We start from the raw sequence: 26419 nt of genomic DNA, 5'->3' as shown, positions 1-26419 counted from the left end.
ACGTAGTCGGGATGGACTGGAATACTGTTACCAGCTTGGGTAAGGAGACACACATGGTACAGGATGACGCGAAGACGATCGATCAGCTCAATGAGGAAGCCGACATCGCCGCAGACTACCTCGAAGGCCTGCTGGACATCGCCGATTACGAGGGCGACATCGAAATGGGCGTGCGCAACGGCCGCCCGATGGTGCAGATCGTCGCGGACGACGACACCGACATCAAGCATCTGATCGGCCGCAACGGCGAAGTGGTGGACGCCCTGCAGCAGCTCACCCGCCTGGCCGTGCAGCAGAAGACCGGCGAGCGTTCGCACCTCATCGTGGACGTGGACGGCTTCCTCAAGCACAAGCGCCAGCGCCTGCGCGACGTGGCCCTGGACGCCATCGACGAGGTGCGCGAGACCGGCGAGCCCGTCGACCTCAAGCCCATGAACTCCTTCGAGCGCAAGATCGTGCACGACGTGGTCCGCGAGGAGGGCTTCAAGTCCCGCTCCCACGGCGAGGAGCCGCACCGCTACGTGACCATCTACCTCAAGAACTCCGCCGCCGCTGACGACGACGTGGACGATGACGCTGCCGACGAGGTTGCTGACGCTCCGGTGGCCGCCGACGAGGTTGCTGCCGAGTGACCGCGGCGGGGCACGACGTGACTGCGGATTCCACGGCTGAGGGGCTTGCGGCCGGTAAACCGGTCGATAACGGGCCGGTGACCGACGAGCTTGAAGGTTCCCCGGTCGTTCGCGAGGTTCTGGGCGACGCCTACGAGCCGCTGGCCCGGTTCCACGCCAAGCTCATGGCCGAAGGCGAGCCGCGTGGCCTGATCGGTCCGCGCGACGTGCCGATCGTGTGGGAGCGCCACATCCTCAATTCCGCCGCCATCGTGCCGTTCGTGCGCGATGCCGTTAGTGGATTTTCCCGCAAGAACGTCGCGGACATTGGTTCCGGCGGCGGCTTCCCGGGCCTGATCGTGGCCGCATGCTTGCCCGATGTTTCGGTGACGCTGGTCGAGCCGATGGAGCGCCGCGTGGAATGGCTGGGGGAGTGCGTGGAGCTCATGGGGCTGGAGAATGTGACCATTCGCCGCGCCCGTTCCGAGGAGCTCATTGCGCAGATGACCGCCGCTTCCGGTGCCGGTGCCGGCGGCAGGCGCGGTGGTTCTCGACGCCAGCGCGGTGGCCGCGGGGGACGCGGCGGACGACGCGATGGGCGTGATGCACAGCAGGTTGTTGAGAATAATTCTCAATTGACAGGTGATGGTGCGCCCGACCGTTTTGCGGCGGTGACGTGCCGAGCTGTTGCGCCGATGACCAAGCTGTCCGGCTGGACGCTGCCTCTGTTGACCCCCGGCGGGCGTCTGGTGGCCCTGAAGGGGCGTAGTGCGCAGGCCGAGATCGAGAAGGCCGCCAAGGAGATTTCCAAGGCGCACGGCCTCAATCCCCGCGTGGTGGAGGCTCCTGTGGGGCCTGGGCTGGAACCTACGCACGTCGTGCTGGTGGACAAGCGCTGACTGATTGACGGGTTGTTCTTTTTAGCATTGGCCTTAAGGGCCGGTTGTTTCACGTGAAACAGCGCCTGATGTGTTTCACGTGAAACAACGATTCCGTCATCTCATCTTCAGACTGGTTTGGGGCCGGTTTTATGGGGGGGATTCCATCGGCTGAGTGATCAAGGTCTATTGATCAGGCTTCATTGGTTAGAGCCCGGTTATGACATCTTGGATGGGTGCGCTTCACAGGGGCGTTTTGAATTGTCCCTTCTCCGTCATCCTAAGCGTAGCGTTTCGCGACCCGCGCGTGGCCGAAGGACCGTCACTCGCTCCACTCCCTCTGGGTGACGGGGAAGCCGGGGCCTTCCCTTAATCGTGCTCAACACCGCCCTGCATTCCCAATCGAGCACCATCCGCCGTCCTGAGCAAGCACGGCAAGTCGAAGGATCCTCAATTCGCATGCAATCCAGACGCGCAGACCGCCGCAAGGACTTCGAAATTCCCACCCAACTGCCACCGTCCTGCATAACCCGATCCCCAAAAGTTATCCACAATTGTGGAGAGTCCTCCCACTTATCCACAAGCAATTCGGCCGCGATGGTGAATCGATGAAAAACCTTGAAATTGCAAGGCTTTTCTGACGTCATTTTGGCATCGTTCCCAGCTCCTGTCGCAAAACTGTCCACACTTATCCACAGATATCCACCGCAATGTGCACAACGGTGTGAAGTGGTGATTATCCCCATAAATGTCCAGTGACTCCACAAGACTTGAGCGTATTGTGTGTAAGCGAGGAGGTCTTGTGACGAAGGCGAACAACGAGGTGACATCGTCGAATGCGGATGACGAATTCGAGTCCGCGGATGATGTGATCAAGCGTATTTTTTCCGATGGAGCGTCTTCGTTGGGGCTTCAAATGTCGTCGATGAACGACCGCAGCAAGACGCTGGACGCCACCCGTTATCCGCGCCCGTCCAAGACGCGTTTCATCGCCGTGGCCAATCAGAAGGGCGGCGTGGGCAAGACCACGTCCACGGTGAACGTGGCGGCGGCTCTGGCCAAGGCCGGTGCGCGCGTGCTGGTCATCGACATGGATCCGCAGGGCAACGCCTCCACGGCGCTGGGCGTGCCGCACGGCTCCGGCCAGCCGTCCGTGTATGACGTGATCGAAGGGCGCAAGGGGATTGCGGACATCAAGCTGCCGTGCCCCGATTTTCCGACGCTGGAAGTCGTGCCGTCCTCCATTGATCTGAGCGGCGCCGAGCTGGAGCTGGCCGATCTGCCGCATCGCAACACCCTGCTCAAGGACGCCCTCACGGTCTTTCTGAACGGCACCGGCGATCATTACGATTATGTCTTCTTCGACTGCGCCCCGAGTCTGGGTCTGCTGGTGCTCAACGCCCTATGCGCGGCGCACGAGGTGATGATCCCGATTCAGGCGGAGTACTACGCGCTGGAGGGACTCGGCCAGCTCATCCACACCATCGGTCTGGCCCAGTCCACGCTCAACAAGCATCTGGTGATCTCCACGATTCTGGTGACAATGTACGACCGCCGTACGCTGCTCAGCAAGGAAGTGTACGACGAGGTCAAGGAGCATTACCCCACGATCGTGCTGGAGACCACCATTCCGCGCTCGGTGAGGATTTCCGAAGCGCCGAGCTTCGGTCAGACGGTCATTGCATATGATCCGCACGGCGCCGGTGCCGTGGCGTATAGGGAAGCGGCTTTGGAGATCGCCCAGCGGTCCGAAGCGGCTTTGCAGCTGATTCAGGATACAAAGAAATGAGGGCTGAGTGATGGCGTCGCGTTCGCGTTTGGGCAAGGGTCTCGGTGCGCTGTTTCCCACGCTGCCCGGTGATGATGAAGAGCGGAAGGAGACCGGGGAACAGGCCCCGGCCGCTGATGTTTCACGTGAAACATCTCCGGTGACTCCGAAGAAGAAGGAAAAGACCAGTGCCTCCTCTTCGTCAACCGGCAAGAAGAACAATGGTCGCATCAAGCGTTCGGCCGTTCCCGCATTGGGTGATCTGACTCATCCGGCGGATATGTTCTTCGGCGGTGACAGCTCCTCCGATGCCGCCACCTCGGTTGCGGCCCAATTGCTGGCGACGGTGGACAATCGCAATATCGCCACGGGGGCTGGCGCCAATGACGTCCGCACGTCGGTGCCTGCGGTGCAGTCGGTCGTGAACGCTGGATCCACTACGGATGTTTCACGTGAAACATCGTCCCAAGCCACCGGCGACGCACCTGAATCCGCATCCGCCGCGTCCGTTGCCCCCGCCGAGCCGCTGAAGCCGGTCGAGGGCGGCTATCTGGCCGAACTCAAGCTGGCCGATATCGGCCCCAATACCCATCAGCCGCGAACGATCTTCGATGAAGATGAGTTGATGGAGCTGTCCGACTCCATCAAGGAAGTCGGCGTGCTGCAACCCATCGTGGTTCGCCGCCGTCCCAAGTCGCAGATCGCCGCCGCGCAGGTCGCCAAGGCCGCCCTCAAGCAGGGGAGTGGTGAGGATGTTTCACGTGAAACATCCAAGAATGCGTTCGCCGATCGTATGGACAGCCCGTATGAGCTCATCATGGGTGAGCGGCGTTGGCGTGCGTCGCAGCTTGCGGGGCTCAAGACCATTCCCGCGATCGTCAAGACCACCGCGGATGACGACATGCTGCGTGACGCGTTGCTGGAGAACCTGCATCGCGTGGCGCTGAACCCGTTGGAAGAGGCCGCCGCCTACCAGCAGATGATCAAGGAATTCGGCCTCACGCAGGAGCAGCTGGCCAAGTCCGTGTCCAAGTCCCGTCCGCAGATCGCCAACATGCTGCGTCTGCTGCAACTGCCGCCGGCCGTGCAGAAGAAGGTCGCCTCGGGCGTACTGTCCGCGGGTCATGCGCGTGCGCTGCTGGGTTTGGAGTCCGCGGAGGACATGGAGAAGCTGGCCGTTCGCATCATTGGCGAGGGACTGTCCGTGCGCTCCACGGAGGAAATCGTCGCCATGATGACCATGGCCGAGAAGGAATCCGACAAGCCCAAGGCCCAACGCAAGAACAACATCTGGGCCGGTTCCGCCGCGCAGCAGAGCCTCGAAAACCGCTTCGAGACCAAGGTGGCCATCAAGGGCACCCGCAAGCACGGTCGCATCGAGATCACCTTCTCCTCCCCGGAGGACATGGACCGCATCATGGCCTTGCTCAACCCCGACGCCCCCGCTTCCGACGGCTGGGTCTGACGAGGCTGTTCTTTCACTTCCGCTGATTCGCATATCGAAGGGCGGGTGCCAAGTTGTTTGCTTGGCACCCGCCCTTTTTGCGATTGCCGGACGGGATTGCCGATTGCCGGATGGTCGGTTGCGGGACAGTCAAAGCCAGTTAAGGCCAGCCGCAGCTAGCCAAGGCCAGCTAAGGCCAGCCGCAGCCAGCCGAGGGCAGCTGACTGTCTGGCGCCCATGGCTGGTGCGCGATTATTCCGCGGCTTATTCTTCGGCACCCAGAAGGATAAGATGATGGCAGTGTTTGGAATTCGGATGGGATGATGAGGAGAGGGGAACTTCCCATGTTGGCATTGTCGCACGTGTCGAAATCGTTTGGCGGCGTGCCCGCCGTGAAGGATGTGAGTCTTGCGCTCCGGCCGGGGCGTGTTACGGCGGTCATCGGTCCGAACGGCGCCGGTAAATCGACGCTGCTGCGCATGGCGTGCGGGCTGCTGCAGCCGGATGCCGGTGCCGTAACGTTCGATGGCGCGCCCATCGACCGGTACGGCAGCGCGCTGTACCGTCATCTGTCCGCCGTACTGGAGGACAGCTCGCTCGCCTATATGAGCTTGCGGGGTTGGGAGAACCTCGACTATCAGGGTGCGCTGTACGGGTTTGGGCGGAGCGAGACCAGACGTCGCTGTGCGCGTCTGCTGGATCTGTTGGATCTGCGGCGTCATATGAACAAGCCCGTGGGGGATTGGTCACGCGGCACCCAGCAAAAATTGGCGCTGGTGATCGCGCTCATGTCCGAACCTGAAGTGCTGCTCTTGGATGAATCGACGCTGGGCTTGGATGTGGTCGCCAAGCATGATTTTCTGGATGTGGTGCGGGAGTCCCTCGGCCGGGGTGTGGCGGTGATGATGACGTCGCATCAGTCGGAGGTGATGGAGCAGTTCGCGGATGATGTGCTGCTCATCGAACATGGTCGCGTGCTGTTTTCCGGTGAGTTCCCATCGTTCATGGACGCATATGGCAATGCCGGCGGCGATGCGTCGCTGGAGCAGGTGCTGTTGCGTATATTCGCCGATGACGCGAAAGGGGAGTGAGATTCGATGAAGGCTTTTCTGATTCTGTACCGCGCGGAAATGCGCCGCTATTTGGCGGAGACGCGCGTGTATCTTTCAAGTTATGTGTCCGCGATGATCGTCACCGCAATCGTGGTGGCCATGTTCGTGTTTTCCACCGATTTCGGCAGCGATCCCGCCTATTGGGTGGGCTTTCTGTTTTGGAATGCCGCCGCCACGCTGATCAGCGAATCATGCGTCTCCATTTCGGCCGACAAGCAGAGCGGCACCTTCACTCAGCTCATGTTGCGCCCGACATCCATGCTGACGCAAATCACGGTGAAAACCCTGACGTGGTCGGTGGTGAACATCATCATCGATGTGGTCTTTCTCGTTGCGTTCTTTCTGCTCATCGGCGCCCCGGTTGGATTCGCGTGGCCGGTGATTCCCATTGCGCTGATCACGTTCGCCGGCTTGTTCGGGTTGACCATGGTGATGGCGTCGTTGACCATCCTGTTCACCAAAACGGCGTCGTGGTGTGATCTCATTGGCTACGCGATGATGTTTCTGGGTGGCGTGACGGTGCCTGTCGAACAACTGCCCATGCCTCTCGCCGCCGCCGGCCGACTGCTCCCCATCACACCGGGTATCGCCATGTCGCGTGCGGTGCTCCACGGCGAATCGCCGACCGTGCTGAATTGGCTGCTGCTCTCCGGACAATCCCTTGCCTTCGTGCTGGGCGGGTATGTGGTGTTCCAGCTCATCATGCGTCACGGGCGGAGGCATGGCATCCGCATGCGGTATTGATGTTTCACGTGAAACATCTCTGCTCGGCGTCGCCGGGGGAGTGTCGTAGGATGGGCGCTATTCGCAATGTACAGGTGTGCGGTAGGTGCTCACCAGATAGGTGTCGTTGGGAACCAGCGTGGCGTCGTCGCCGTTCCATGTCACCGTCCATGTCGGATCGCCGAACGGATCGTTGGCGGAACCGTCGCGATGCGTCCAGCCGGCATCGGTGCTCCGCGGCACCATGTGCCCGCGCGGGACGATCAGGAAATCGCCGTTGGATGACCACAAGGCGCTGCTGTATGTGGCGATGATGGTGCAGCCGTTCGGACTGGTCGGCGCAAGGACGTGCATGCGTTCGACGGCAAAGAAGGGCAGTGCACTGATGACGGACTCGACGAGCAACAGCAGGGTGACGAACAACGCGACAAGAACGCGCACGGGCTTCGCCGCCCGGTGCTCGGGTTTCGCATTGATTCGGATCACCAGCCATGCAAGCCAGGCGATGATCGCGGGAATCGGCATCAGACGCAGGTCGACGACGGTTCCATGGATGAGGACGGGGATGGGGAAGTGCAGTGGCGGCCATACAGGCTCGCCGATCACCAAGCGCTCCGCCAAAGGAATCAGCACAAGCAGCGCGGTGAATATAACGGCGAGTGACAGCGCGATGCGACGGGCAATGGCACCGATGTGGCGTCGCCGGTCCGTTGCTGATTCCATATGCCGCCTCCCATGGCCCAGCATACCGTTGATGCGACGGATGGGAAATCGGAGTATTAATCGGCCGTGGCTTCGTCTCCGAATGGTATGGTGACGCCGCCGGCGTTCATCATGCAGCCTTTGAGACCCTCGAAGTCCGCGCCGGAACCGCCCTGGGTGAGCAGCGGCATGAACGTCTCGTTGAGCTGGCGCATCCCGTCGGAGTCCGCCGGCCAGCTCGGATTGATGCGATCGGCATAGGACTTCGCGTTCGTGCGGATGCACTGCACCCTGGCCTCATAGTGTTTCCTGGAGTACGCCTCCCAGTCGGCGTGCGACACGACCCACTGCTCGACGCGGTCGAACGCGGCGCACTTGGCCAGCCGCTCCTTCGTGATCGCTTCCCCCTTGGCGAAGTACGCGTCGAACAGCGCGTCGTCGTTCATCTGCTCGTCGGTGGCGGGCGGGTACACCGATTCGGATGGGCCGTAGCTGCCGCCGTGCGTCCATGGGTAGACGTCGAGGTCATAGGAGATGGTGCCGGATAGGCCGTTCTCCTGCATGCATTGCGCCTTGGCCCGTATGGCCTGTTCGGTTTCCGCCCGGCTGACCTCGTCGTCCGCGAGGATCTTGTCCGCCAGGTCGTCGTAGGAGGACCACTGCTCGACGCGGTTGCCTTCCTGAAACACTTCCGCAGCCGGCTGCGACGGCCCACCACACGCCGCGAGAATCAGCACCGTTGCCGCGCCGATCAAGGGGAGGGAACTTAGCCCTTTTCTCGTCGTCATGATCATTGCCCTTCTGGGCCGATTGTGATGACTTTTTCGCCCGCCGACGTCATGCACGCCGTCAGTCCTTTGAGGTCCTCGCTGGAGTCGCTGTCCGTGGTGATGATCGGCGTGAACGTCTCGCTCAGCCGCTGCAGCCCCTCGGCCCCGCGGGGCCACGAATCGCTGATGCGGTCGGCGTACGAGGGCGCGTTCGTCCTAATGCACTCCACCCGGGCGTCATAGCGCGCCTTCTCGTACGAGGCGAAGTCCGCATGCGACAGCACCCACTCCCGCACCGGATTGAACACGTTGCACCGCGCCATGCGCTCCTCGTACTGTCCCGCGTTCTTCGTCTCGTAGGATTCACGCTTGGCCGGGTCGTTGAAGTCCTCGTCGCTGAGGGTCGGGACTATCGACTCGGGCACGTACAGGTCCTGCTCGGACCACGGGTAGGTGTCGAGGTTGTAGGTGAGCGTGCCGCTGAGGCCGGTTTCGTTGAGGCATTGCCCCAAGGCGTTGATGGCCTGTTCGGTTTCGGCGTGGCTGACCTTGCCGTCCGCGAGGATCTGCGCGACGAGGTCCTCGTAGGAGGACCAGTGGTCGATCTGCGTGCCCTCCTCGAACACCTCCGCATTACCCGACGAACTAGGCGAACAGCCTGAGATCAAAAACAGTAGCGGGGGCAGGATCGACAGCACGCGACCTGCCCGGACAATCAATCGGGAAACTGTGTTGCCGTTCATGATGATGCCTTTGCAAATACGGTAGGTGTGGATTGGGCCGGGAAGCGGAAGCCGAGTCATGACCGATTCATCGTCGAATCGTCAATGGTGAAAGACCTGTAGTCCCTCAAGGATACCATCGCAAGCCATCATCAGGAAAGGCCCGAGAAAGACCCCCGAAAACACAACATGCCGGCTGACCGGGGAGCGTGAGGCACTCGGCGGTCAGCCGGCATGGTGGATTATGCAATTCCGCTATGGATGATTGATGGGGAAGAATCAGCCCTCAATGGCAATCTGATGCTTGGACTCAACCTGCGGCTGGGCCTCGATCTTCGGCAGCGCAAGGCACAGCGTGCCGTTCTGATACGAGGCGTGAATATCGGATTCCTTCACCTGATCGCCCACGTAGAAGCTGCGAGAGCAGGTGCCCACGTAGCGCTCACGGCGAATCCACTTGCCATCCGAGGCCTTGTCGTCGTTGTGCTCGTCCTTGCGGGCGGACACGGTCAGATAACCGTTGTTGAGTTCGATGTTGATGTCGTTCTTGTTGAAGCCCGGCATATCGATGTTCACGTCGTAACCCTTGTCGGTCTCGCGGACGTCGGTGCTCATCATGTTCATCGGGGAAGCGGCGATCGAGCCGTTGTTGGCGGCCGTACGCCAACCCTCGAAGAACGGATCATCGAACAGGTCGGAAAACATCGTATCGTTCATCAAAGCCGGAAGCATTGCCATAATCGGTACTCCTCACATCTGCATGCATGGAGTGAAGCGGTTTGGCTTGGTCGCGACCCTCGCGGGCGGCGATCTATCGTGGCCGTTTCCGGAACCCCTCGCGGAGCTCCTGCCTTTTGCCTTGCACCATTCCCAACCCTTCCCGGCGTCGGGCATTCCCGGAGTTTACCCACGGTGAACAGATGATTTGATGACTATATACTTTCAAATATAGCGATTGGGAAATATTTAAAAGTATAGTTGGAGTATGGTGATTTATAGCGAGCAACGTCTTTACACCACTGCGGAAGCCGCACAGAAACTTGGCATATCGGTGCAGCGTGTGCGTGCACTGGCGCGTGCCAATGATCTGCATGCGGTGAATGGGGGAGGCCGCGCGTTGTTGATCACCGAAGATTCATTGCTGAGCGTTCAACCCAACCGTGGACACCGAGGGCGCCTATTCACGTCGGATGGTGCCATGGCTGCGCTGTGGATGCTTTCAGGGGAACATACTGATGGTCTGACTGCCAAGCGTCGTTACGCAATAGGGAAGGTGCTACGAGAGTGCGATGTGGATGCGCTTGTCCGACTCACTCGTAAGCGTGCAGAGGTTCGTCGATATTGGGCCAGCCCGTCCATCGCGCAGCGCCTGAAGGCGGATGCTGATATTCATCTGTCTGCGGCGTGCGGTCCGAATGCCGATTATTTTGGACTGGTTTCCCCCGACAGAGTGGAAGCGTATGCAGATGTCGGTCGGCTGGCGTCTCTGGAACAGCGCTATATGCTGTCGCATGATGATGCGGCGATGTCGGACAGTAATGTGGTGTTGCATGTGGTCCGTGATTGCCGACGCATCGGGGCAATGCCCATTGCGGTGTGTGCTGTGGATCTTGCGCAGTCCGATGATTTTCGAGAGCGTTCGGCGGGGCGGAATTGTTTACGGGAATTGTTGGATAAGTTCAAAGGAGGGGAACTATGAATGACATTCCGATTCTTGGCATTCCATCCGATGCGCATCCTTAGGGAACCGTTTTCCATTTGGCCGAAGTTACGGATGATCCTACATCATGGCGATTGACGGGCGGTCTGATGGTACAAGCGCATGCCATGATGCATGGCTTGGAAAGTCGTTCCACGGAGGATGCTGATCTGCTGATTGATGTGCTGGTACATCACAATGCGGTGAGGGAAGTGCGCGATAATTTGCAATCATTGGGGTTCGCGGTCGTCGAAGGTACGTTGACTGGGTACACCACGCGCATGCGCCGAGGACCATGCAATGTTGACTTGCTGGTTGACAATCATTTGTCGCCGTTTCTGCGCCGGCGTGCGGAGCTCAATGGATACAAGATGCTCGGTATGCCTGGGTCCCGCAAGGCGGTCGCTCGGAGCATGTTTGTGGATTTGGAGTGGAAGGGTGAGATAGCGCGAATCTGCATGCCGGATCTGCTGGGCGCGTTGCTCATGAAGGCGGCTTCGTGGAGAGAGGCGCGCCAAGATGACGTCGGGCGTCACTTACAGGATTGCGCAGTCTTGGCATCTTTGGTTGATGACCCAGTACGCGAATTGCTGCGACTGAATAACCGAAGCAGAAGTGATCGAAAGAATGTGCGAACTTTGCGGGATGGTCTTATGGGACATCCTGAATTTTTCCGGACTTTGGATCCGCGGCATCGCATGCGCGCGGAACGTACATTGGGAATTTTGGCTCGTTTGCTGGATATGCCGCGCAAATATGGCAGCGTTGAGGAGTATGTGCTTGGCGTTCAGTGATCTCACAGGGAAACGCGGGGGAGACGTGGAGGTTGGGGCGGTTAACTGTGTATCAGCAGCCGGAAGGTTGCTACATAACTGAATCCCTTTCCTTTCTTCCTTCTTTCCTCTCTTCGCGTTGAAGGCTCGACCCCCCCATCGGTCGGGCCTTCAACGTTTTTACGGGCGGTTTTCGCGGTGGGGTGTTTGCGCCACGCTTCACCTGAGCGGTTCGTCAATCCATGACCCTCGCGACCGCTCTTGGATATGTTTCACGTGAAACATGCGCGGAAGAATTTGAAGGAGTGTCGCGAGTTCCACGGGAGCAATGCCGTTTATCCGTACGCTAGTCTGCTGGTCGTCTATTGAAGGGGATAGATTAGGGGGATTTTTGGCTGTTCTATTTGTTCTATAGGGATCGTGAATCCGATGTGTTATACCGGGGCGCTGATTGTGCGGCCTCGTTTTCGGAAGTCTGTGTTGTGATGATGCGGTTGTAGATAGTACTGATGTTTCACGTGAAACAATCAGGTGATGCAATCGAGCGTGTTTCACGTGAAACATTATGAGGGAAATTGCCGCCTCGGCGTAGCAAAGGTATAGGGGGAGGGCTCGCCGTTCCCCCGCGTTTCGTCATCCTGAGCTGAGCCCGTTGGGGCGTAGCCGAAGGATCCTTGGTCTTCCGAATGAAGTGGGGGGAAGCGAGGAACCTTCGCTTCGTAGGTGCTCAGGATGACAGAGATGCGGAGTCGATAGGGAATGTCGGAGATCAGGCCTCGCCGAGATAGGCCTGCGCATCAAGCGCGGCGCGGCAACCCATGCCGGCGGCGGAGATGGCCTGACGGTAGACGCGATCCACGGCGTCGCCGGCGGCGAAAACACCGGCGGTGGACGTGCGGGTGGAGGCTCCGTCGACGACGATGTAGCCGTCGGCATCCAGATCAACCTGCCCCTTGAGGAACTCAGTGGACGGGGTGTGTCCGATCGCCACGAAGATGCCGCGGGCGGGAATCGTGGTGAGCTCGCCGGTCACGGTGTTGCGCAGCTCCACGGAGCCGGCGTGCGTGTCCGAGCCGGCGGCCTCCGTGTTGGGGTTGATGCCGATCCCGAGGCTGGGACCGTTGGCCAGCGCGTTGCTCAAGCCGGGAATGTTCAGCTTGAGTCCGGAGCCATTGCCGTTGCCATTGCCGGATTCGGCGGCGGGAGCGGAGGTGGAAGGGGCGCTCAGTCCCGGAATGGAAAGCATGTTCTTAGCCGGGGCGATGTTCACGGAGCCGGCGGCGCCATCCTGCGCGGTGCCGGCTTGTTCGTCCTTGGCATTGTCGGCGGGCAGCACGCGGTTGACCACGCTGTTGGTGAGCACGGTGATCTTCGGATCGGCCATCACGCGGTCGACCATGATCTGCGAGGCGCGGAACTGGTCGCGGCGGTGCACCAGCGTGACGGACGAACCGTAGCGCGTGAGGAACAGCGCCTCCTCCATGGCAGAGTCGCCGCCGCCGACCACCACGATCGGCTGGTCCTTGAAGAAGAATCCGTCGCAGGTGGCGCAATACGAGACGCCGCGACCGGAGAATTCCTCCTCGCCGGGCACGCCGAGCTTGCGGTACTTCGAGCCGGTCGCCACGATCACCGCGCGCGCCTTGATCACGTCGCCGCCGTCGCAGGTGATGGTCTTGACGTCGCCGGCCAGATCGGTGGCCACCACGTCGTCGTGCAGCAGCTCGGCGCCGAACTTTTCGGACTGCTCGCGCATGCGGTCCATGAGCTCGGGGCCCAGCACGCCGTCCGGGAAGCCGGGGAAGTTCTCCACCTCGGAGGTGTTGGTGAGCTGTCCGCCGGGCATGAGGGCGCCGGTGATGATGAGCGGCTTGTAGCCCGCGCGGCCCAAGTAGATGGCGGCGGTGTAGCCGGCGGGTCCGGAGCCGATGATCACGACGTCGCGGACGGTTTCGGTGGTGCTGGTCTGGTCATGCAAGTCAGTCATGTACCCAGCATACCGAGGTGAATGGTTAGAGGGGCGGATGATTTCACGGAGGGGTGATGGCTGGAGGGACGCGCTTCGCGTAGAACGACGATCACCCCCGAACGACGATATGGCGCCGGCCAACACTAAAGGCCCCGCATCGTGCATTGATGCAGGGCCTTTATGCAATCGACCGTCAGCCGCAAGCGGCGCAAATCCGCTAGAACACGGAGACGCTCTTGAAGGTGAGTCGTCCGCCGGAGGGAAGCGTCTGGGTGGGGAACCAGATCACGATCTCCTGCGTGTTCACCGGCTGGTCGAACGTCACGGAGGCGTTGCCCTGCTCGTCAACGGTGAAGCTGCCCACCGCGGTGCCGTTGTTCGGGTTCTGCGCGTTCGAGTTCACGAACACCTGACCGCTGCCGCTGGTCTGGCGGATCTGGAAGTCCACGCGGTATACGTCATGCGGGGCGTCCAGCTGAATGTAGCGTCCGTAGCCGTTGAGGCCGGTCGGGCGGCTGAGGAAGCTCTGCGTGGTGATCGGGTAGGCGGTGGTGTTGGTCGGCGTGGGCACGGGGGCGGGCGTCGGCACAGAGGAGACGTTGCGGTCCTCATGGTCCACCGCCGTTTCGGTCGAGCCACTTGCCGAATCGTTCGTGGAGGCGGAATCGGATGCGCTGGCCGACGCCCCGGCCGACGTGGACGACGAGGCCTCCGGGCTCACGCGTCCGTCGAATCGGGCGCTGGCAAGGTCGGTGGGCCACTGCCCGGGCTGTGGGTCGCTGAAACCGAAGGATCCGAACGAGGTGTTGACCAGATAGTTCATGGACAGCACCAGCGCGATGATGAGCACGATCGAACCGAGCGCGATGGCGAAGGAACGGGTGCGGATGCGGCCGAACACGTACGAATTGGAATCGTTGCTGATGTCGTCGGCGGACGCGCCGGCGGTCCCGCCGGCCGCCGCGGTCCCGCCGCCGTGATTGCCGTATTCGCCGGGCGTGAAACTGGGCGGCGCGCTCTCAACGTGCAGCGGCTGCACGGGCGGATCCACGGCCACGGGCTCCTGAATGCGCGTCTCCTCGCTCGCTACGGACTTGCCGGACGAGGCGAGATATGCCAGATGATTCGGTTCGGAAGCGGCCGAAGCCGCCGAGCCAGTGCCAACCAAATGGGACAGTCCCTCGGAGCGATGCTCGTCGGCGTTCGCGGCGGTACCGGCGTCCTCCGTGCTTGCCGCCGCTGAATCCGATATCGTCGGCTTGATCGGCGTCGCATCGTCGTGGCGGCTGTGGCTGTAGCCCGTCAGCTCCACGGGCGGCAGCGGGGACACGGAGATGTCCTTGATCTGGATCGGCCGGATCGCGGACACGTCCACGGCCTGCGTGGGGCGCGAAACGGGCATGACGGACGCCGCCGAATCGCCGAGCACCGAAAGGAAGTCGCCGTCGCCGTGATGCTGCGGCTTGATCATCTCGACTTCGCCGCGCTCCGGGAAGAGCAGCTGGTTGGCGTCCCACACGGGCTTCTTGGCGCGCGTCGACGGATCCTCCGGACGCTTGATCACGCCGTCCGGCAGGGTGAGCAGGGCCTCGGGGTCCACAGGCCGGATCTGCCCGATGATAATGGACGCCTCGTCCGGAATGGTGGACCAGACGATGTCCCGCTCGGTCAGTTCGTTGAGCGGCTTCCAATAGCCCAGCAGGGCGATGAGCTCGTTGAGCGTGTAGATCGGCGTGGGCGTGGAGCCGTCCGGGTTCGGCAGGCCCAGACCGCGCTGGCAGATGATCCAGAAGTCGTGCGGCTTGTCCTGCACGGCGATGAGCTTGTCCGCCGGATACGTCTGATCGGGCTCGTACGGTTCGCGCGTGAGCATGGCGTACAGTACGGCGGCGAGCTGGCGGACGGCCAGCGCTTCGGCGGTGTCCTGCGGGTCGTCGGGATGGACGAGCGGCCCGATCATGGCGGGGCTGACCGGGGCGTCGGCGATGCTGATGCCCTTGCGGTCCAGACGGATCACGTCGGTGGTGACCGCGCGGTCGGCCAGACGCTGCGAGATGAGCATTTGGAGGGCCAGCGCGCTTTCACCGAGGATCACGCGCATGGCGTCGAGGCTCAGCGTATCGCGGTGGGGGCCGTTGAGGTAGTCGGTCAGGCAGATGCCCGCGTCCAGATCGGTGATGAGCAGGGCCACGTCGTCGATGGAGTGCATCTGGAACACCGGCGTGAAGCGGGGGCTCTTGGACAGCGCCAGCGCGGAGGCCAGCGCACTGACCCGCGACGCGGACGCCGGGTCGGTGACGATGAACAGCTGGCAGTCGCGCGCGAGCACATGGTCGTTGGCCCGCCACGCCTCGATGCCGGGCTCGCGGCGCAAGGCCCTCACGAGCTCGTATCGGTCGATCAGCACATCACCCGGTTGCGGCGTCATCATACCCATTCTTCCTTGTCCCCGACAGCCGTTGAAGACTGTTCATGCACTTGGCTCATTCTACTGTTGGGGGTGTCCGTCCCCCGGCTTGTTTTGCCGACTGTTTCGGCGGCCGTTCCGCCGGTCGTCCGGTCATCGATCCTGCTGGAAACCGTGCGGGCCTTTCGGCTGCCTTCGCCGTTTCCGGTGCGTTCGGCGGTCTGCCCGTCGCGTCCGGTCTGCCCGTCATGTCCGCTGCGTCGGCCCCCGCCCGGCAGCCGCCTGCGGAACTTCGCCACGATCGCCCCCAGCGCCGTGAGCTCCTCCACGCGCAGCAGCTTCAGCACGGCGAAGTACACGGCCGCCGCCACGATCGACACCACCGCGCACACCACCACGGCCAGCACCCACCGGCTTGCGGCGTGCATGTCGGGGGCGTCCAACGGCATCGCGAGCTGCAGCGCCCACTGGCACACCCATCCCGCCGCGAACGACGCCGCGCCCGCCACCAGCGACTTGACGAGCGTGTTGGCGATGCGGTGCCCGTCCAGGTGGCCGCCGAAGCGCTTGCGCAGCATCACGTAGATGGCCGGCAGCGTGGGCACGTACGACAGCGACACGGCCAGCGCGACCATGGTGGCCCAGTGCTTGGGCGGGAAGACGGCGATGGCGGCGAGCAGCAGCGCGATCTGCACGCCGTTCTGCAGCAGCGCGAACAGGAACGGCCGCTTGCCGTCCTCGAACGCGTAGAACGTGCGCTGGATGAGCAGCAGGCAGCTCACCGGCACCAGATTGAGCGACAGTGCGATGAGCGGCGCGGCGATGAGCAGCACCTCGTCGTAGCTGATCGACGGCACGAGCGCGATGGTGATGGGCGCCGGGATGAGCACGAGCACCACGGTGAAGTACATCATCACCAGGCTCATCGAGCGCAGGGAGGAGCTCAGGTCGTTGCGGGCCGTGTCGTAGTCGCCCTCGCTGATCGACTTGGACAGCTTGGGGAAGATGGCCGTGGCGATGGAGACCGCGATGAGCGAATACGGCAGGATCTGCAGCGAATACGCGTACTGGTAGGAGGCGTTGCCGGCCACGCCGTGCGGGTCTCCGGCCATGGTGGGCGCGCCGGTCAGAACCTGCGAGTTGACCATGCCCATGAGCAGGTTGAGCACCACAAGGGCCATGCTCCACACGGCCACGCGTCCCATGGAGCGCAGGCCGATGCCGCGCAGCCCCCAGCTCGGTCGATAATGAAAACCAAGACGAATAAGCGGCACGAACAGGATGACCGCCTGGAACGCCACGCCCAGCGTCCACGTGCCGGCCGTGAACGCGATCTTGTCGCTCGTCCACCACGAGACGGGCTGGCGGGCCGCGTTGCCGAACATCCAGATGAACACGCCGAAGCCGGCGCAGCTGATCACGTTCGCGCCCACCGAGCTCCACGCGTACAGGCCGAAGCGCTCCTTGGCCGCGAGGATCTGCCCGAGCACCGTGTACAGACCGTAGAAGAAGATCTGCGGCATGCACCACAGCGTGAACGCGTTGGCCAGCGCGCGCTGCTCGCCGTCCCAGCTCGAATTCACGTACAGCTGCGTGACGAACGGCGTGGCCGCCATCATCACGCCCGTCACCACGATGAGCAGCGTGATCGCGGCGGTGATGAGCTTGTTGAGGCGGTCCTCCGCGTCCTCCTGCTTGAGCGCGCGCACGATCTGCGGCACGAGCACGGCGTTGAAGATGCCGCCGGAGATGAGGTTGAACACCACCTGCGGAATCTGCGAGCCGGTCTGGTACGCCATGGCGGCGATGCCGGTGGTGCCCACCGCGGCGGCGAGGAGGATCTGGCGGATCTGGCCTGTGATGCGGGAGGCGAACGTGCCCACCGCCATGATCATCGAATTACGGCCTACGGAACTCATTCGTCGGGGTCCTTCTTTCGGTGGAACTGCCGCCACAGGCCCCACAGGCCCAGAATCACGGCCAGCACGACGATCGCCATGCCGCTCATGTCGCTCATTTGCAGACGGCTGGAGATGTGCGTCTCGTGCGCGGCGCCGAACTCGTCGCCGTCGGTGTCCTGCAGGGCCAGATGCGCCGTGGCGCGTCCGGACGTGAGCACGCGGATCGCGAACGTGACCTGCACCTCGCCGTGCGCCGGCACCACGGTGTCCACCTCGCGCGAGGTGACGATCTGCATGGAGTCGGTTTTGGAGGACACGGTCACGCGCACCGGGAAATCATGGCTGTTGCTCACCGTGACCGGCATCTGCGCGGTTTCGCTCACCACGTTGATCGAATCGGACGGCGAGATGGAGATGCCCTGGAACAACTCGTCGCTCAGGCCCTTGGACTGCGTGGCCAGATCGTGGTTGAGCGCGGCGCCGTCGAGCGCGAGCGTGGCGAGGCGGTGCTGGGCCGCGTTGAGCTGGGAGATCCAGCTGCTCGCGTCGTCGCCGCGATGCGCGGTGGCGGCCGCGTCCTGACGGGCCAGCGCCTGCGTGTCCGACGTGGCGGCGGAGGACGGGGTGCCCGATGCGCTGGCCGAGGCGGAGGCCGAGCCGCTGGGCGTGGCCGTCGAATCGTCCGCGGCCACCGAATTGGCCACGAGCACCTTGGTGGCGAAGCGGTTGATCTCCGAGCGTGCGGTGGCCAGCGCGGACAGGGCGTCGCGCATGGCGGCCGTCGTCTGCTCGTTCACGCCGGACTCCTGCGGCAGCGCCTGCACGGCCCGGTTGCCGCTGCGGTACGCGTCGGCGGTGGTGAGTTCGCTCAGGTCGGTGAGCGACACCCAGGACGCCTCCTCCATCGCGCTCATCATGCGCGACACATGATCGGCGCTCATGCCGGGCGCGAAGGTGACGAGCAGAATGCGGTCGGCGTACGGCTGCTCCATTTGGTAGAACGCGCTCTGCGCCACGAAGCGGGCCATCTGCCCGGCCTCCGTGGTCTCCGCCGCCGCGTTCTGCGACGACGCCTGATTTTGCGCGAGGCGGGTGAGCGTGGTCTGCGAGGCCAGCACGGTCACGTCGCCCGCCTCGGTCGGCACGTCGTACACGCCGGTGTGGGCCGCCGCGGTGGACGACGATTCGAAGTCCGCGTTGGCGATCACGGTGGTGTAGCCCTGACGCGCGGCGCGGGTGAGGGCCTCGAGCGTCCACGCGCCCTGACCCTGCCAGGCGACGGCGTCGTCCGCCTCGGCCTTCCAATCGTCGTCGGTGATGCCGGCGGCGTCGTAGTCCGCATCCGTCTGCGTGCCGGCCGCGGTGATGTCGAAGAACCCGTTCTGCATGGTCGCGGCCACGGAGGGCACCGACGAGCCGAACGTGGCCAGATACGAGGGATCCGCCACCACCTGCAAATCCGGGTGCTGCGCGATGAGCTGCGTTTGCGCGGCGCGCTGGTCGGCGTCGGAGGCGGCGATCGAATCGGCCTGGATCTTGGCGGACTCGTCGCCGGAGACGAGCGCCTTGAACGCGGTGGGGTCGATGTTCCACGAGCCGGCGGTCAGCGGCATGGCCATGACGATCTTGAGCGGCGGGGTGTCCGCGCTGCGCAGGCCGTCCGTGGAGCGCGTGAGGAAGCTGCACAGCGAGGCGTTGGTGGCCTTGGCGCCCGAGTCGAGGCTGATGCGCAGCGGCTTGGGGCCCCATGTGGTGATCGCCTTGAGCTGGTCGCTGTCCGCGGGGACCGTCACCTGCGCCTGCGCGCTGGAACCGGCCGCGAGGTTCGCGATGGCCGCGGTGCCGAGCACGTTGCGCGTGGGGATGTTGGTTTCGCCCTCGGCCCACGCCTGCATGTCCACGCGGGAGCTGAACGTGTACAGCGCGTTGGTGGCCACGCTGAGCGTCGCCTGCGCGATGTCCTGCGCGGTGGCGTTGGTCACGGTCACGGTGGCCTGATACCCGGACGTGGCGGTCACCACGGGGGTGAGCGCGGTGGCGGTGATGCACACGGCGTTTTCGCAGGGCGCGGTGGTCGTGGTGGTTGCGCCGGTGGTGCCGGTGCCTGACGTGCCGGTGCCGGTTGCTCCGTCGTCGGCCAGCGCGGGCGTCGGCACGACGACGAGGATCAGAGCCGCGAGCATGGCGCACACGCGACCGGCAAGGCCGCGGCTAGGGGCGTGGGATGGTCGTCTTCTCATGCTTGTTTCTTGGTTTTCCTTGCATACAGCCAAGCGATTTTTCGCTCGTTGGGGTAGCTCAGCACGTCGTCCAGATCGCGGAAGTCGACCCAGATGGCGTCCTCCGCCTCGTGGTCGGGGTCGCCTTCGACGGTGAGCTCGCCGCCGATGCGCTTCAGGGCGTAGTGGTGGACCAGCTTGTGCACGCGCTGGCTGGTGCCCGTGAACCAGTAGTCGATGGTGGCGATCGATTCGATCACCTCGCCCAGAATGCCGGTCTCCTCGTGCACCTCGCGCACGGCCGTCTGCTCCGGGGTCTCGCCCTTCTCGATGTGCCCCTTGGGCAGGCACCACTCAAGGTGGCCGGAGCGCGAATGCCGGGCGATGATCGCCACGCGGCCGCGCTCGTCGAAGATCAGGCCGCCGGCGGAATACTCGCGGACCACCGGCAGCTCCTGCGCGTCCAGCGAGGCGAACGTGGCGGGCGTGTCCTGCGAGCGGCGCTGCGGCATCATGCGCGGGGTGGGCGCGTTCGAGGAACGCATGGCCATGGTCACGGCGTCCGAGTCCGGGGCTTCCTCGGTCTCGTCCTCGCCCAGCACGATCGATCCGATCGAGGCGGACAATCCGGCGTTCGGCGTGGCCGTGCTGTACATCAGCTTGCTCGGCTCCTCGGGGCCGTGCGACGGCATTTGGGTATGGTCGTCCGCATCATCGGCGGCACGCGAAAGCATGCGTGCAAGGTCTGCGGGCGTAATCATGCCTCCCACCTTACTCAATTCTGTGTGCAGGTGGGGTAACGGTATGCTGGTATGCGCACAGAAAAACGGCTGTGAAAGGGATCGAGTGGATTTCGAAGTCTGGCCTGAGGCCATCGAATTGGGACGAATGTTCGCCGAACACGGGTATGAGCTCGCCTTGGTGGGCGGGCCCGTGCGTGACCTGCTGCTGCACCGGCGGTCCCACGATCTGGATTTCTGCTCATCCGCGCGGCCCGAACAGTTCGAGCCGATCCTGCGCCGCTGGGGCCACGACGGCTTCTGGGACATGGGCCGCAAGTTCGGCACGCTGGGCGCCATGCGCCGCCGCCCGGACGGCACCGAGGTCAAGGTCGAGGTGACCACGTACCGCTCCGACACCTATGAGCCCGACTCCCGCAAGCCGGAGGTCAACTACGGCGACTCGCTCGAAGGCGACCTGTCCCGCCGCGACTTCACGGTCAACGCGATGGCCCTGCGCGTGCCCGAGCTCGAATTCGTGGATCCGTTCGGCGGCGCCAACGACCTCGCCAAGGGCGTGCTGCGCACTCCGGTCGACCCGTCGCAGTCGTTCGACGACGACCCGCTGCGCATGATGCGCGCCGTGCGTTTCGTGGCCCAGCTCGGCTTCCGCATCGCGCCGGACACCGCGGAGGCGATCTGCCGCATGGCCGACCGCATCGACATCGTGTCCGCCGAGCGCGTGCGTGACGAACTGGTCAAGCTGCTGCTGTCCGACCGTCCGCGCGCCGGCGTCGAGGCCCTCGTGGAATCCGGCCTCGCCGACCGCGTGTTCCCGGAGATCCCCGCCCTGCAGCTCGAACTCGACGAGCACCACCGCCACAAGGACGTCTTCGAGCACACCATGATCGTGCTCGACCGCGCCGTCGCCTTGGAAACCGGCCCCGACGGCCCCGTGCCCGCGCCCGACCTCACGCTGCGCCTCGCGGCCCTGATGCACGACATCGGCAAGCCCAAGACCCGCCGGTTCGAGCCCGGCGGCAAGGTGAGCTTCCACCATCACGACGCGGTGGGCGCCAAGCTCACGCGCAAGCGGCTCAAGGCCCTGCGCTTCGACCATCACATCATCGACGACGTGAGCGATCTGGTGGAGCTCCACCTGCGCTTCCACGGCTATGTGGACGAGCCCTGGACCGATTCTGCCGTGCGCCGCTACGTCAAGGACGCCGGTCATCTGTACGAGCGTCTCAACCGCCTCACCCGCGCCGACGCCACCACGCAGAACAAGCGCAAGGCGCAGATCTTCGCCTCCGCGATGGACGAGATGGAGCAGCGCGTCAAGGACCTCAAGGAGAAGGAGGACTTCGATGCGATCCGCCCCGATGTGGACGGCAACGAGATCATGGCCCTGCTGGACCTGAAGCCCGGCCCGATGGTTGGCCGCGCGTACAAGCACATGCTCGAGTACCGCCTCGATAACGGCCCGGTGGACCACGACGTGGCCGTCGCCGAGCTGCGCCGCTGGTACGCGGAGGTCTCGCCGCAGGCCTAGGCGGTGGCTTTCGATTTCTGACCTAGCGCGTCGGCAAAGAACGCCGAAAATTGCCGTTCGAGTGCCGGCATTCCGCCATTCTCGGACGGCTCGGTGGGCTTGCTATCCCGTGTATGAGGTCAGAAATCGGGCGTGCACTCGTGCGCGGGCAACGGAAGCGTGATTTTTCCCGGCCGGCTGGCGGGATTCCGACCTTCGTGGGCGAAAATTCCCGCTTCCGTTGTCGGGGCTGCCCGTGATTGGCCGCGGCCCGTGATCGGCCACGGAAGCGGGGTATTCCCCACTCGAGCGGTGGAATGCCGGGGCTGGGCGTGGAAATTCCCCTCTTCCGTGGTCGGATGTGCCCTGCGATCGACCACGGAATGCGTGCATTGTCTTCATGACCGGCGGAATTTCAATCCTTCTTGTGGGAATGTCTCTCTTCCATGGTCGGCGGTCCGCATCTGTCGACAAAATTTCCGGGGGAATTCGGTTTCCCGCCGCCGTCATTCCGTCAATCAGCCCGGTAATATGCCCGAAAGTTTGCCGATTGGCGTCCGGGTGTAACTTGGCCCACTTCGTCGTCCTGAATGGAGTAGCGGCGCTCGCCTAGAATAACGACGCCCTCTCAGCCGACAAATGCAACGAAACTCTCTCTCAGATGGTTGGAAAATGCAATCACCTACAACCAAATTCGGTTGGAAAATGCAATTCATTTGTCCAAATCCGGTTAGAAAATGCAACAGGAGGTGCTTATGCTGAACAGGAAGGTTGAACGCGAGCTCGAGGCGTGGCATGCGGCTCCCCAACGCACGGCGCTGTTGGTCACGGGAGTCAGGCAGATTGGCAAAACGTACATCATCCGTCATTTCGCCGCAAGCCATTACGATCATGTGGCCGAGCTGAACTTCATTGAAAACCCGCGATTGGTCTCGCTGTTCAGCACTCCCCGTGATGCGAAGAATCTGCTTATGCGTCTTGAATTGGCCGTGAACACACCACTGGTGCCCGGCAAGACCCTGATTTTCTTCGACGAGGTACAGGAGTGCAAGGAATTGGTCACGGCGATCAAGTTTCTTGTGGACGACGGACGGTTTGATTACGCCCTGTCCGGATCGCTGCTTGGCGTGGAGCTTGAGGATGTTCGCTCCGTGCCGGTTGGCTATGTGACCGAAGTGGACATGTATCCGCTGGATTTTGAGGAATTCTGTTGGTCGCGTGGCGTAGGCGCCGACGTCTTTGCCATGCTTCATGACCATTTCGTCAGACGTGAACCTGTGGACTCGTTTATCCATGATCGGCTGATGGATCTGTATGCCAACTATCTGGTGATCGGTGGCATGCCGGCCGCCGTCGCTTCGTTTGCCGCCAATGGCAGCGTCTCGGATGTGCGGACTATTCAGGAGAACATCAAGCGCGAATATCGACGGGACATCAGCAAGTATGCGCGCAAGGAAGACAGGCTGCATATCCGCAGCATTTACGATCTGGTGCCCAGCGAGCTGAACAACGCCAATAAGCGGTTCACGTTCTCCAAGATCGATAAAGGGCTGAGGTTCAAAGCTGTGGCGGCGGACTTCGATTGGCTTGTCGCGGCCGGGGTCACGATCGCCGCATACAACGTGAATGAGCCGTGCGTACCGCTGGAGATGAGCAAGGAACGCAATCTGTTCAAATTGTTCTACAACGATGTGGGACTGCTGACAAGCTCATTTCTGAAGAAGACTTCCTTGGATGTGTTGGATGGCAATCCCGACGTCAATTATGGTGCCATCTATGAGAACGCTATGGCGCAGGAGCTAAGTGCGCACGGATTCGGCCTGTACTATTTCAACAGCAAGAAATGGGGCGAGCTGGACTTTTTGGTGCAGGACCGCAATGACGTGGTCGTGCCGATCGAGGTGAAGTCGGGCAAGTCGTATAAGCGGCATCGTGCGATGGACAATGTGCTTGCGCAGGTCGATTATCACCTCGACGGCGGCTATGTGTTCGGGCCGTGCAATGTGTCGGTGGAGGACAAGGTGACATATCTGCCGATTTACATGGCTGGACTGTTGAGCAACGAATAGTCGACGTCTCTGGTGTCGTGACAACGGAAGCGTGATTTTTCCCGGCCGATGGGCGGGATTCCAGCTCTCGCGGTTGGTAATTCCTGCTTCCGTTGTCGGGGCTGGCCGTGATTGGTCGCGGCCCGTGATCGGTCACGGAAGCGGGTATTCCCCACTTGAGCGGCGGAATGCCGGGGCTGGGCGTGGAAATTCCCCTCTTCCGTGGCCAGGTGTGCCCTGCGGTCGACCACGGAATGCGGGTATTGTCTGCATGGCCGGCGGAATTCCAGCCTTCCTCTGGGGAATGTCCCTCTTCCGTGGTCGGCAGTCCGCGTCCGCCGGCAAATTTTCGCGGGAATGCGGTCTCCCGCCGCCGTCATTCCGCCAATCCGCCCGGGAATATGCCCGGAAGTATGCCCCGAAGTTTGTCAATCGGAAGGGAGACCGGACGGGAGAGCGGAGGGCAATGCGCCCCTCATTAGTCATCTCGCCGGTCAGCTTGTTGGCCACTTTGGTCGAAGGCGGTCCAATTCTTCCCGTTATCTTGGGTGGAAACCGTCGAGCTGCTGCCGAAGGATCCTTGGCGTTCCGTGCCGCGCAGCATTGTGGAGGGGAGAAGATGAAGGCGCTCTTGCCGAAGCCATAAAATCCGGGAATGCGAAGCTCCCTCGACGGCCCGCGCTGTCCATATGCTGATCGGCCATCCGTAACCAAGGCCATCCTGATGCCGTTCCACTAAGTATCGGTCAGCATTGATCCGAACCATCAAACATCGGCGAAATATCAACGAAATGTTCGGCAAGTTCCCCCGTAAGCTTCCCGTGAGCTGTCAGCAATCCACCCTTAAAGGGGGCAACGACGGGGATTCCATAAAGGGAAGTCGGGGGTTATCGTAGTAACCGGATGCTCCGACGGAATGACCCGTAAGCATCCATGGAAGAGAGCTGAACGGCGAGGAGGCTGCGATGACCGAAAGGTATGGAAAATTGGGGGGGGTACACCCGCTAAAAGCCTGATTTCCCGAATGCTCGGCGCCATGCTGTCCACCGCCATGATCGCATCCGTCGTCGTCGCCGGCACCGCGTCGGTGGCCGAGGCCGCCCCCGTTAACCCCTATGCGGATCTCTCCATCACCAAACTCGCAGACGGCACCGGTCACGGCACCAACAACGCCTCCTTCGTCAACTCCAAAAACGGCTTCGCTCCCGGTGACGACACCCCCACCGACGGCGTGGTGAGCTCCAACGACACCGTCACCTACGAACAGACCATCGCATTCTCTGCAGCCGGCAAGCGCGACGTATACGTGACGTATTCGGATCTGGGCAAATACCTCGCGTTTGAATCTGGCAGCGTGTGCGTGGCCGGCAACATTGTGACGACGAGCTGGGACGGCAAGACCAACACCTGCACATACAGCATCCGTGCGGGCGCCACCGAGACCATCCGCCAGGTGCTGGTGCTTCGCGCCCAGGACACTTCCGGCAGCGTGCAGGAGGATCAGGGATTCACCGTTTCGGTACGCAAGGGGAGCGCCACGGCAGACCCATACTGGCAGAGGACGGTCGATCCGGTCACGGTGGTGTCCGCCCCACGCGTGGATCTGGTGCTGGGCGATCCGGGCACGGTGCTGGAACCGGACAAGGACCAGCTGGACATGTCGCTTGCGGAGGGGCAGGAGTCTTCGGAGCGAACGCTGACGATCAAGGCGAAGACGCTTGCGCACCCCGGGTATTCGGGCACCAAGGGCGCGTCCACGAACGTGCCGTGGTCGGCCACGCTGGATGCGTCCAGTCTGCCGTCCGGCGTGGTGTGGGGCGTGAAGAGTGGCGGCACGATCCAGGCTTCGGCGGACGGCCGTACCGTGACGCTCAACGGCACCGGCGGCGACATGAAACTCACCTTCAAGTTCCCGGCCATGAAGTGGAACGACGCCCCGATCGGCACGTCGAACACGTATGACCTGCATCTGCGCAATGTGACGGTCGCGCCGGAACCGGATTCCCTGCCCAACAACGGTGACGGCACGCAGCCGGGCGATGGCAAGGGACGCGACGACACCACCGAGGATGCGGCCACGGGAGCCGCCAAGGGCTGGGCGTACGCGAACAACGATTGGGCGCACATCATCGTCACGAGGCCGCCCGATTATCATGGCGCGGTCGACATGAAGTGGCTCAAGCGCCCCTTTACGCTGGGCAAGTCGATGTTCGATCCGTCGAACAAGCTGTTTTCCAAGGCACAGCGGGAACTGACGGTTGGATACGAGAACGGGCAGGATGCCTTCGGCGCGGTCGCCCCGGGCACGCAGATCGCCGCGATAGTGGGCGTATTGCGTTCGAATATCGGTGAAAATCCCAACAGCACGCAAAAGATGGTGATCGGCGATTCCTAGAATTCCTCCGAGCAGCGCTATGATGCGT

General features: G+C 62.6%; 19 protein-coding genes and 1 pseudogene. 11 read left to right on the top strand and 9 right to left on the bottom strand.

All coding sequences use genetic code 11. The features are described 5' to 3' along the window. Window positions 1-53 precede the first annotated feature (53 nt). The 6 genes and pseudogenes from DSM100685_RS05275 (at window position 54) to DSM100685_RS05250 (ending at window position 6557) form a co-directional block, all read left to right on the top strand. The gene (locus tag DSM100685_RS05275) at window positions 54-632 is read left to right on the top strand and encodes a Jag family protein (protein ID WP_152350315.1); all 579 of its coding nucleotides are present in this window, start codon (window positions 54-56) and stop codon (window positions 630-632) included. 77 nt (window positions 633-709) lie between these two features. Next, window positions 710-1510, top strand: a complete 801-nt coding sequence (locus DSM100685_RS05270; protein WP_152350314.1) for a 16S rRNA (guanine(527)-N(7))-methyltransferase RsmG — start codon at window positions 710-712, stop codon at window positions 1508-1510. Between the two features lie 727 nt (window positions 1511-2237). After that, window positions 2238-3278 (top strand): ParA family protein, encoded by a 1041-nt coding sequence (locus tag DSM100685_RS05265; protein ID WP_152350313.1) that lies wholly within the window; start codon window positions 2238-2240, stop codon window positions 3276-3278. Window positions 3279-3288: 10 nt separating this feature from the next. Then, window positions 3289-4722 (top strand): ParB/RepB/Spo0J family partition protein, encoded by a 1434-nt coding sequence (locus DSM100685_RS05260; RefSeq protein WP_152350312.1) that lies wholly within the window; start codon window positions 3289-3291, stop codon window positions 4720-4722. Window positions 4723-5105: 383 nt separating this feature from the next. Next, window positions 5106-5792 (top strand): annotated as a pseudogene (locus DSM100685_RS05255) (ABC transporter ATP-binding protein); the annotation flags it as partial. A gap of 6 nt (window positions 5793-5798) precedes the next feature. Continuing rightward, window positions 5799-6557, top strand: coding sequence for an ABC transporter permease (locus tag DSM100685_RS05250; protein WP_152350310.1), 759 nt, complete (start codon window positions 5799-5801; stop codon window positions 6555-6557). A 57-nt stretch (window positions 6558-6614) separates the two neighbouring features. Here the strand turns inward: DSM100685_RS05250 and DSM100685_RS05245 are convergent, their stop codons facing one another. The 4 genes from DSM100685_RS05245 to DSM100685_RS05230 form a co-directional block, all read right to left on the bottom strand. Further along, window positions 6615-7259, bottom strand: a complete 645-nt coding sequence (locus tag DSM100685_RS05245; RefSeq protein WP_152350309.1) for a hypothetical protein — start codon at window positions 7257-7259, stop codon at window positions 6615-6617. 56 nt (window positions 7260-7315) lie between these two features. Continuing rightward, a complete protein-coding gene (locus tag DSM100685_RS05240; RefSeq protein WP_152350308.1) occupies window positions 7316-7927 on the bottom strand; it encodes a hypothetical protein in 612 nt (203 codons plus the stop codon). Between the two features lie 101 nt (window positions 7928-8028). Continuing rightward, window positions 8029-8634 carry a hypothetical protein gene (locus tag DSM100685_RS05235; protein WP_152350307.1) on the bottom strand — a complete coding sequence of 202 codons (606 nt, stop codon included), beginning with the start codon at window positions 8632-8634 and terminating at the stop codon, window positions 8029-8031. Between the two features lie 375 nt (window positions 8635-9009). Then, complete coding sequence (locus DSM100685_RS05230; protein ID WP_152350306.1) at window positions 9010-9468, bottom strand: Hsp20/alpha crystallin family protein; 459 nt, start codon at window positions 9466-9468, stop codon at window positions 9010-9012. A 247-nt stretch (window positions 9469-9715) separates the two neighbouring features. On the opposite strand from DSM100685_RS05230, the gene DSM100685_RS05225 reads away from it, so the two are divergent. Beyond that, window positions 9716-10429, top strand: coding sequence for a helix-turn-helix domain-containing protein (locus DSM100685_RS05225; RefSeq protein ID WP_152350305.1), 714 nt, complete (start codon window positions 9716-9718; stop codon window positions 10427-10429). A 59-nt stretch (window positions 10430-10488) separates the two neighbouring features. Further along, window positions 10489-11223, top strand: a complete 735-nt coding sequence (locus tag DSM100685_RS05220) for a nucleotidyl transferase AbiEii/AbiGii toxin family protein (RefSeq protein WP_152350304.1) — start codon at window positions 10489-10491, stop codon at window positions 11221-11223. A 748-nt stretch (window positions 11224-11971) separates the two neighbouring features. On the opposite strand, the gene DSM100685_RS05215 is transcribed toward DSM100685_RS05220, so the two are convergent. The 5 genes from DSM100685_RS05215 to DSM100685_RS05195 all read right to left on the bottom strand — a co-directional run bounded on the left by DSM100685_RS05215 (window position 11972) and on the right by DSM100685_RS05195 (window position 20459). After that, entirely contained in the window at window positions 11972-13189 is a 1218-nt protein-coding gene (locus DSM100685_RS05215; protein WP_152350303.1) for an NAD(P)/FAD-dependent oxidoreductase, read from the bottom strand. A 199-nt stretch (window positions 13190-13388) separates the two neighbouring features. Next, window positions 13389-15602: a protein kinase family protein gene (locus tag DSM100685_RS05210; protein WP_152350302.1), complete on the bottom strand. Its 2214-nt coding sequence runs from the start codon at window positions 15600-15602 to the stop codon at window positions 13389-13391. Next, window positions 15599-17497: a murein biosynthesis integral membrane protein MurJ gene (gene murJ / locus DSM100685_RS05205; protein WP_152350301.1), complete on the bottom strand. Its 1899-nt coding sequence runs from the start codon at window positions 17495-17497 to the stop codon at window positions 15599-15601. Before murJ ends, DSM100685_RS05210 begins: the two co-directional genes overlap by 4 nt. Continuing rightward, on the bottom strand, window positions 17494-19719 hold the full coding sequence (locus DSM100685_RS05200) for a DUF6049 family protein (RefSeq protein ID WP_152350300.1): 2226 nt from the start codon (window positions 19717-19719) through the stop codon (window positions 17494-17496). The genes murJ and DSM100685_RS05200 overlap by 4 nt, the downstream gene beginning before the upstream one ends. Continuing rightward, window positions 19716-20459: an NUDIX hydrolase gene (locus tag DSM100685_RS05195; protein WP_152350299.1), complete on the bottom strand. Its 744-nt coding sequence runs from the start codon at window positions 20457-20459 to the stop codon at window positions 19716-19718. Before DSM100685_RS05195 ends, DSM100685_RS05200 begins: the two co-directional genes overlap by 4 nt. Window positions 20460-20544: 85 nt before the next feature. On the opposite strand from DSM100685_RS05195, the gene DSM100685_RS05190 reads away from it, so the two are divergent. From DSM100685_RS05190 to DSM100685_RS05180, 3 genes are all read left to right on the top strand, one after another. Beyond that, on the top strand, window positions 20545-21969 hold the full coding sequence (locus DSM100685_RS05190; RefSeq protein ID WP_152350298.1) for a CCA tRNA nucleotidyltransferase: 1425 nt from the start codon (window positions 20545-20547) through the stop codon (window positions 21967-21969). 734 nt (window positions 21970-22703) lie between these two features. Continuing rightward, window positions 22704-24017, top strand: coding sequence for an ATP-binding protein (locus DSM100685_RS05185; protein ID WP_152350297.1), 1314 nt, complete (start codon window positions 22704-22706; stop codon window positions 24015-24017). An 895-nt stretch (window positions 24018-24912) separates the two neighbouring features. After that, window positions 24913-26391, top strand: coding sequence for a hypothetical protein (locus DSM100685_RS05180; RefSeq protein ID WP_152350296.1), 1479 nt, complete (start codon window positions 24913-24915; stop codon window positions 26389-26391). Window positions 26392-26419: the final 28 nt, after the last annotated feature.

Origin of the sequence: Bifidobacterium avesanii, assembly GCF_009299475.1 — a bacterium.
Lineage (GTDB): Bacteria > Actinomycetota > Actinomycetes > Actinomycetales > Bifidobacteriaceae > Bifidobacterium > Bifidobacterium avesanii.
This window is presented reverse-complemented; position numbering and strand designations above follow the sequence as displayed.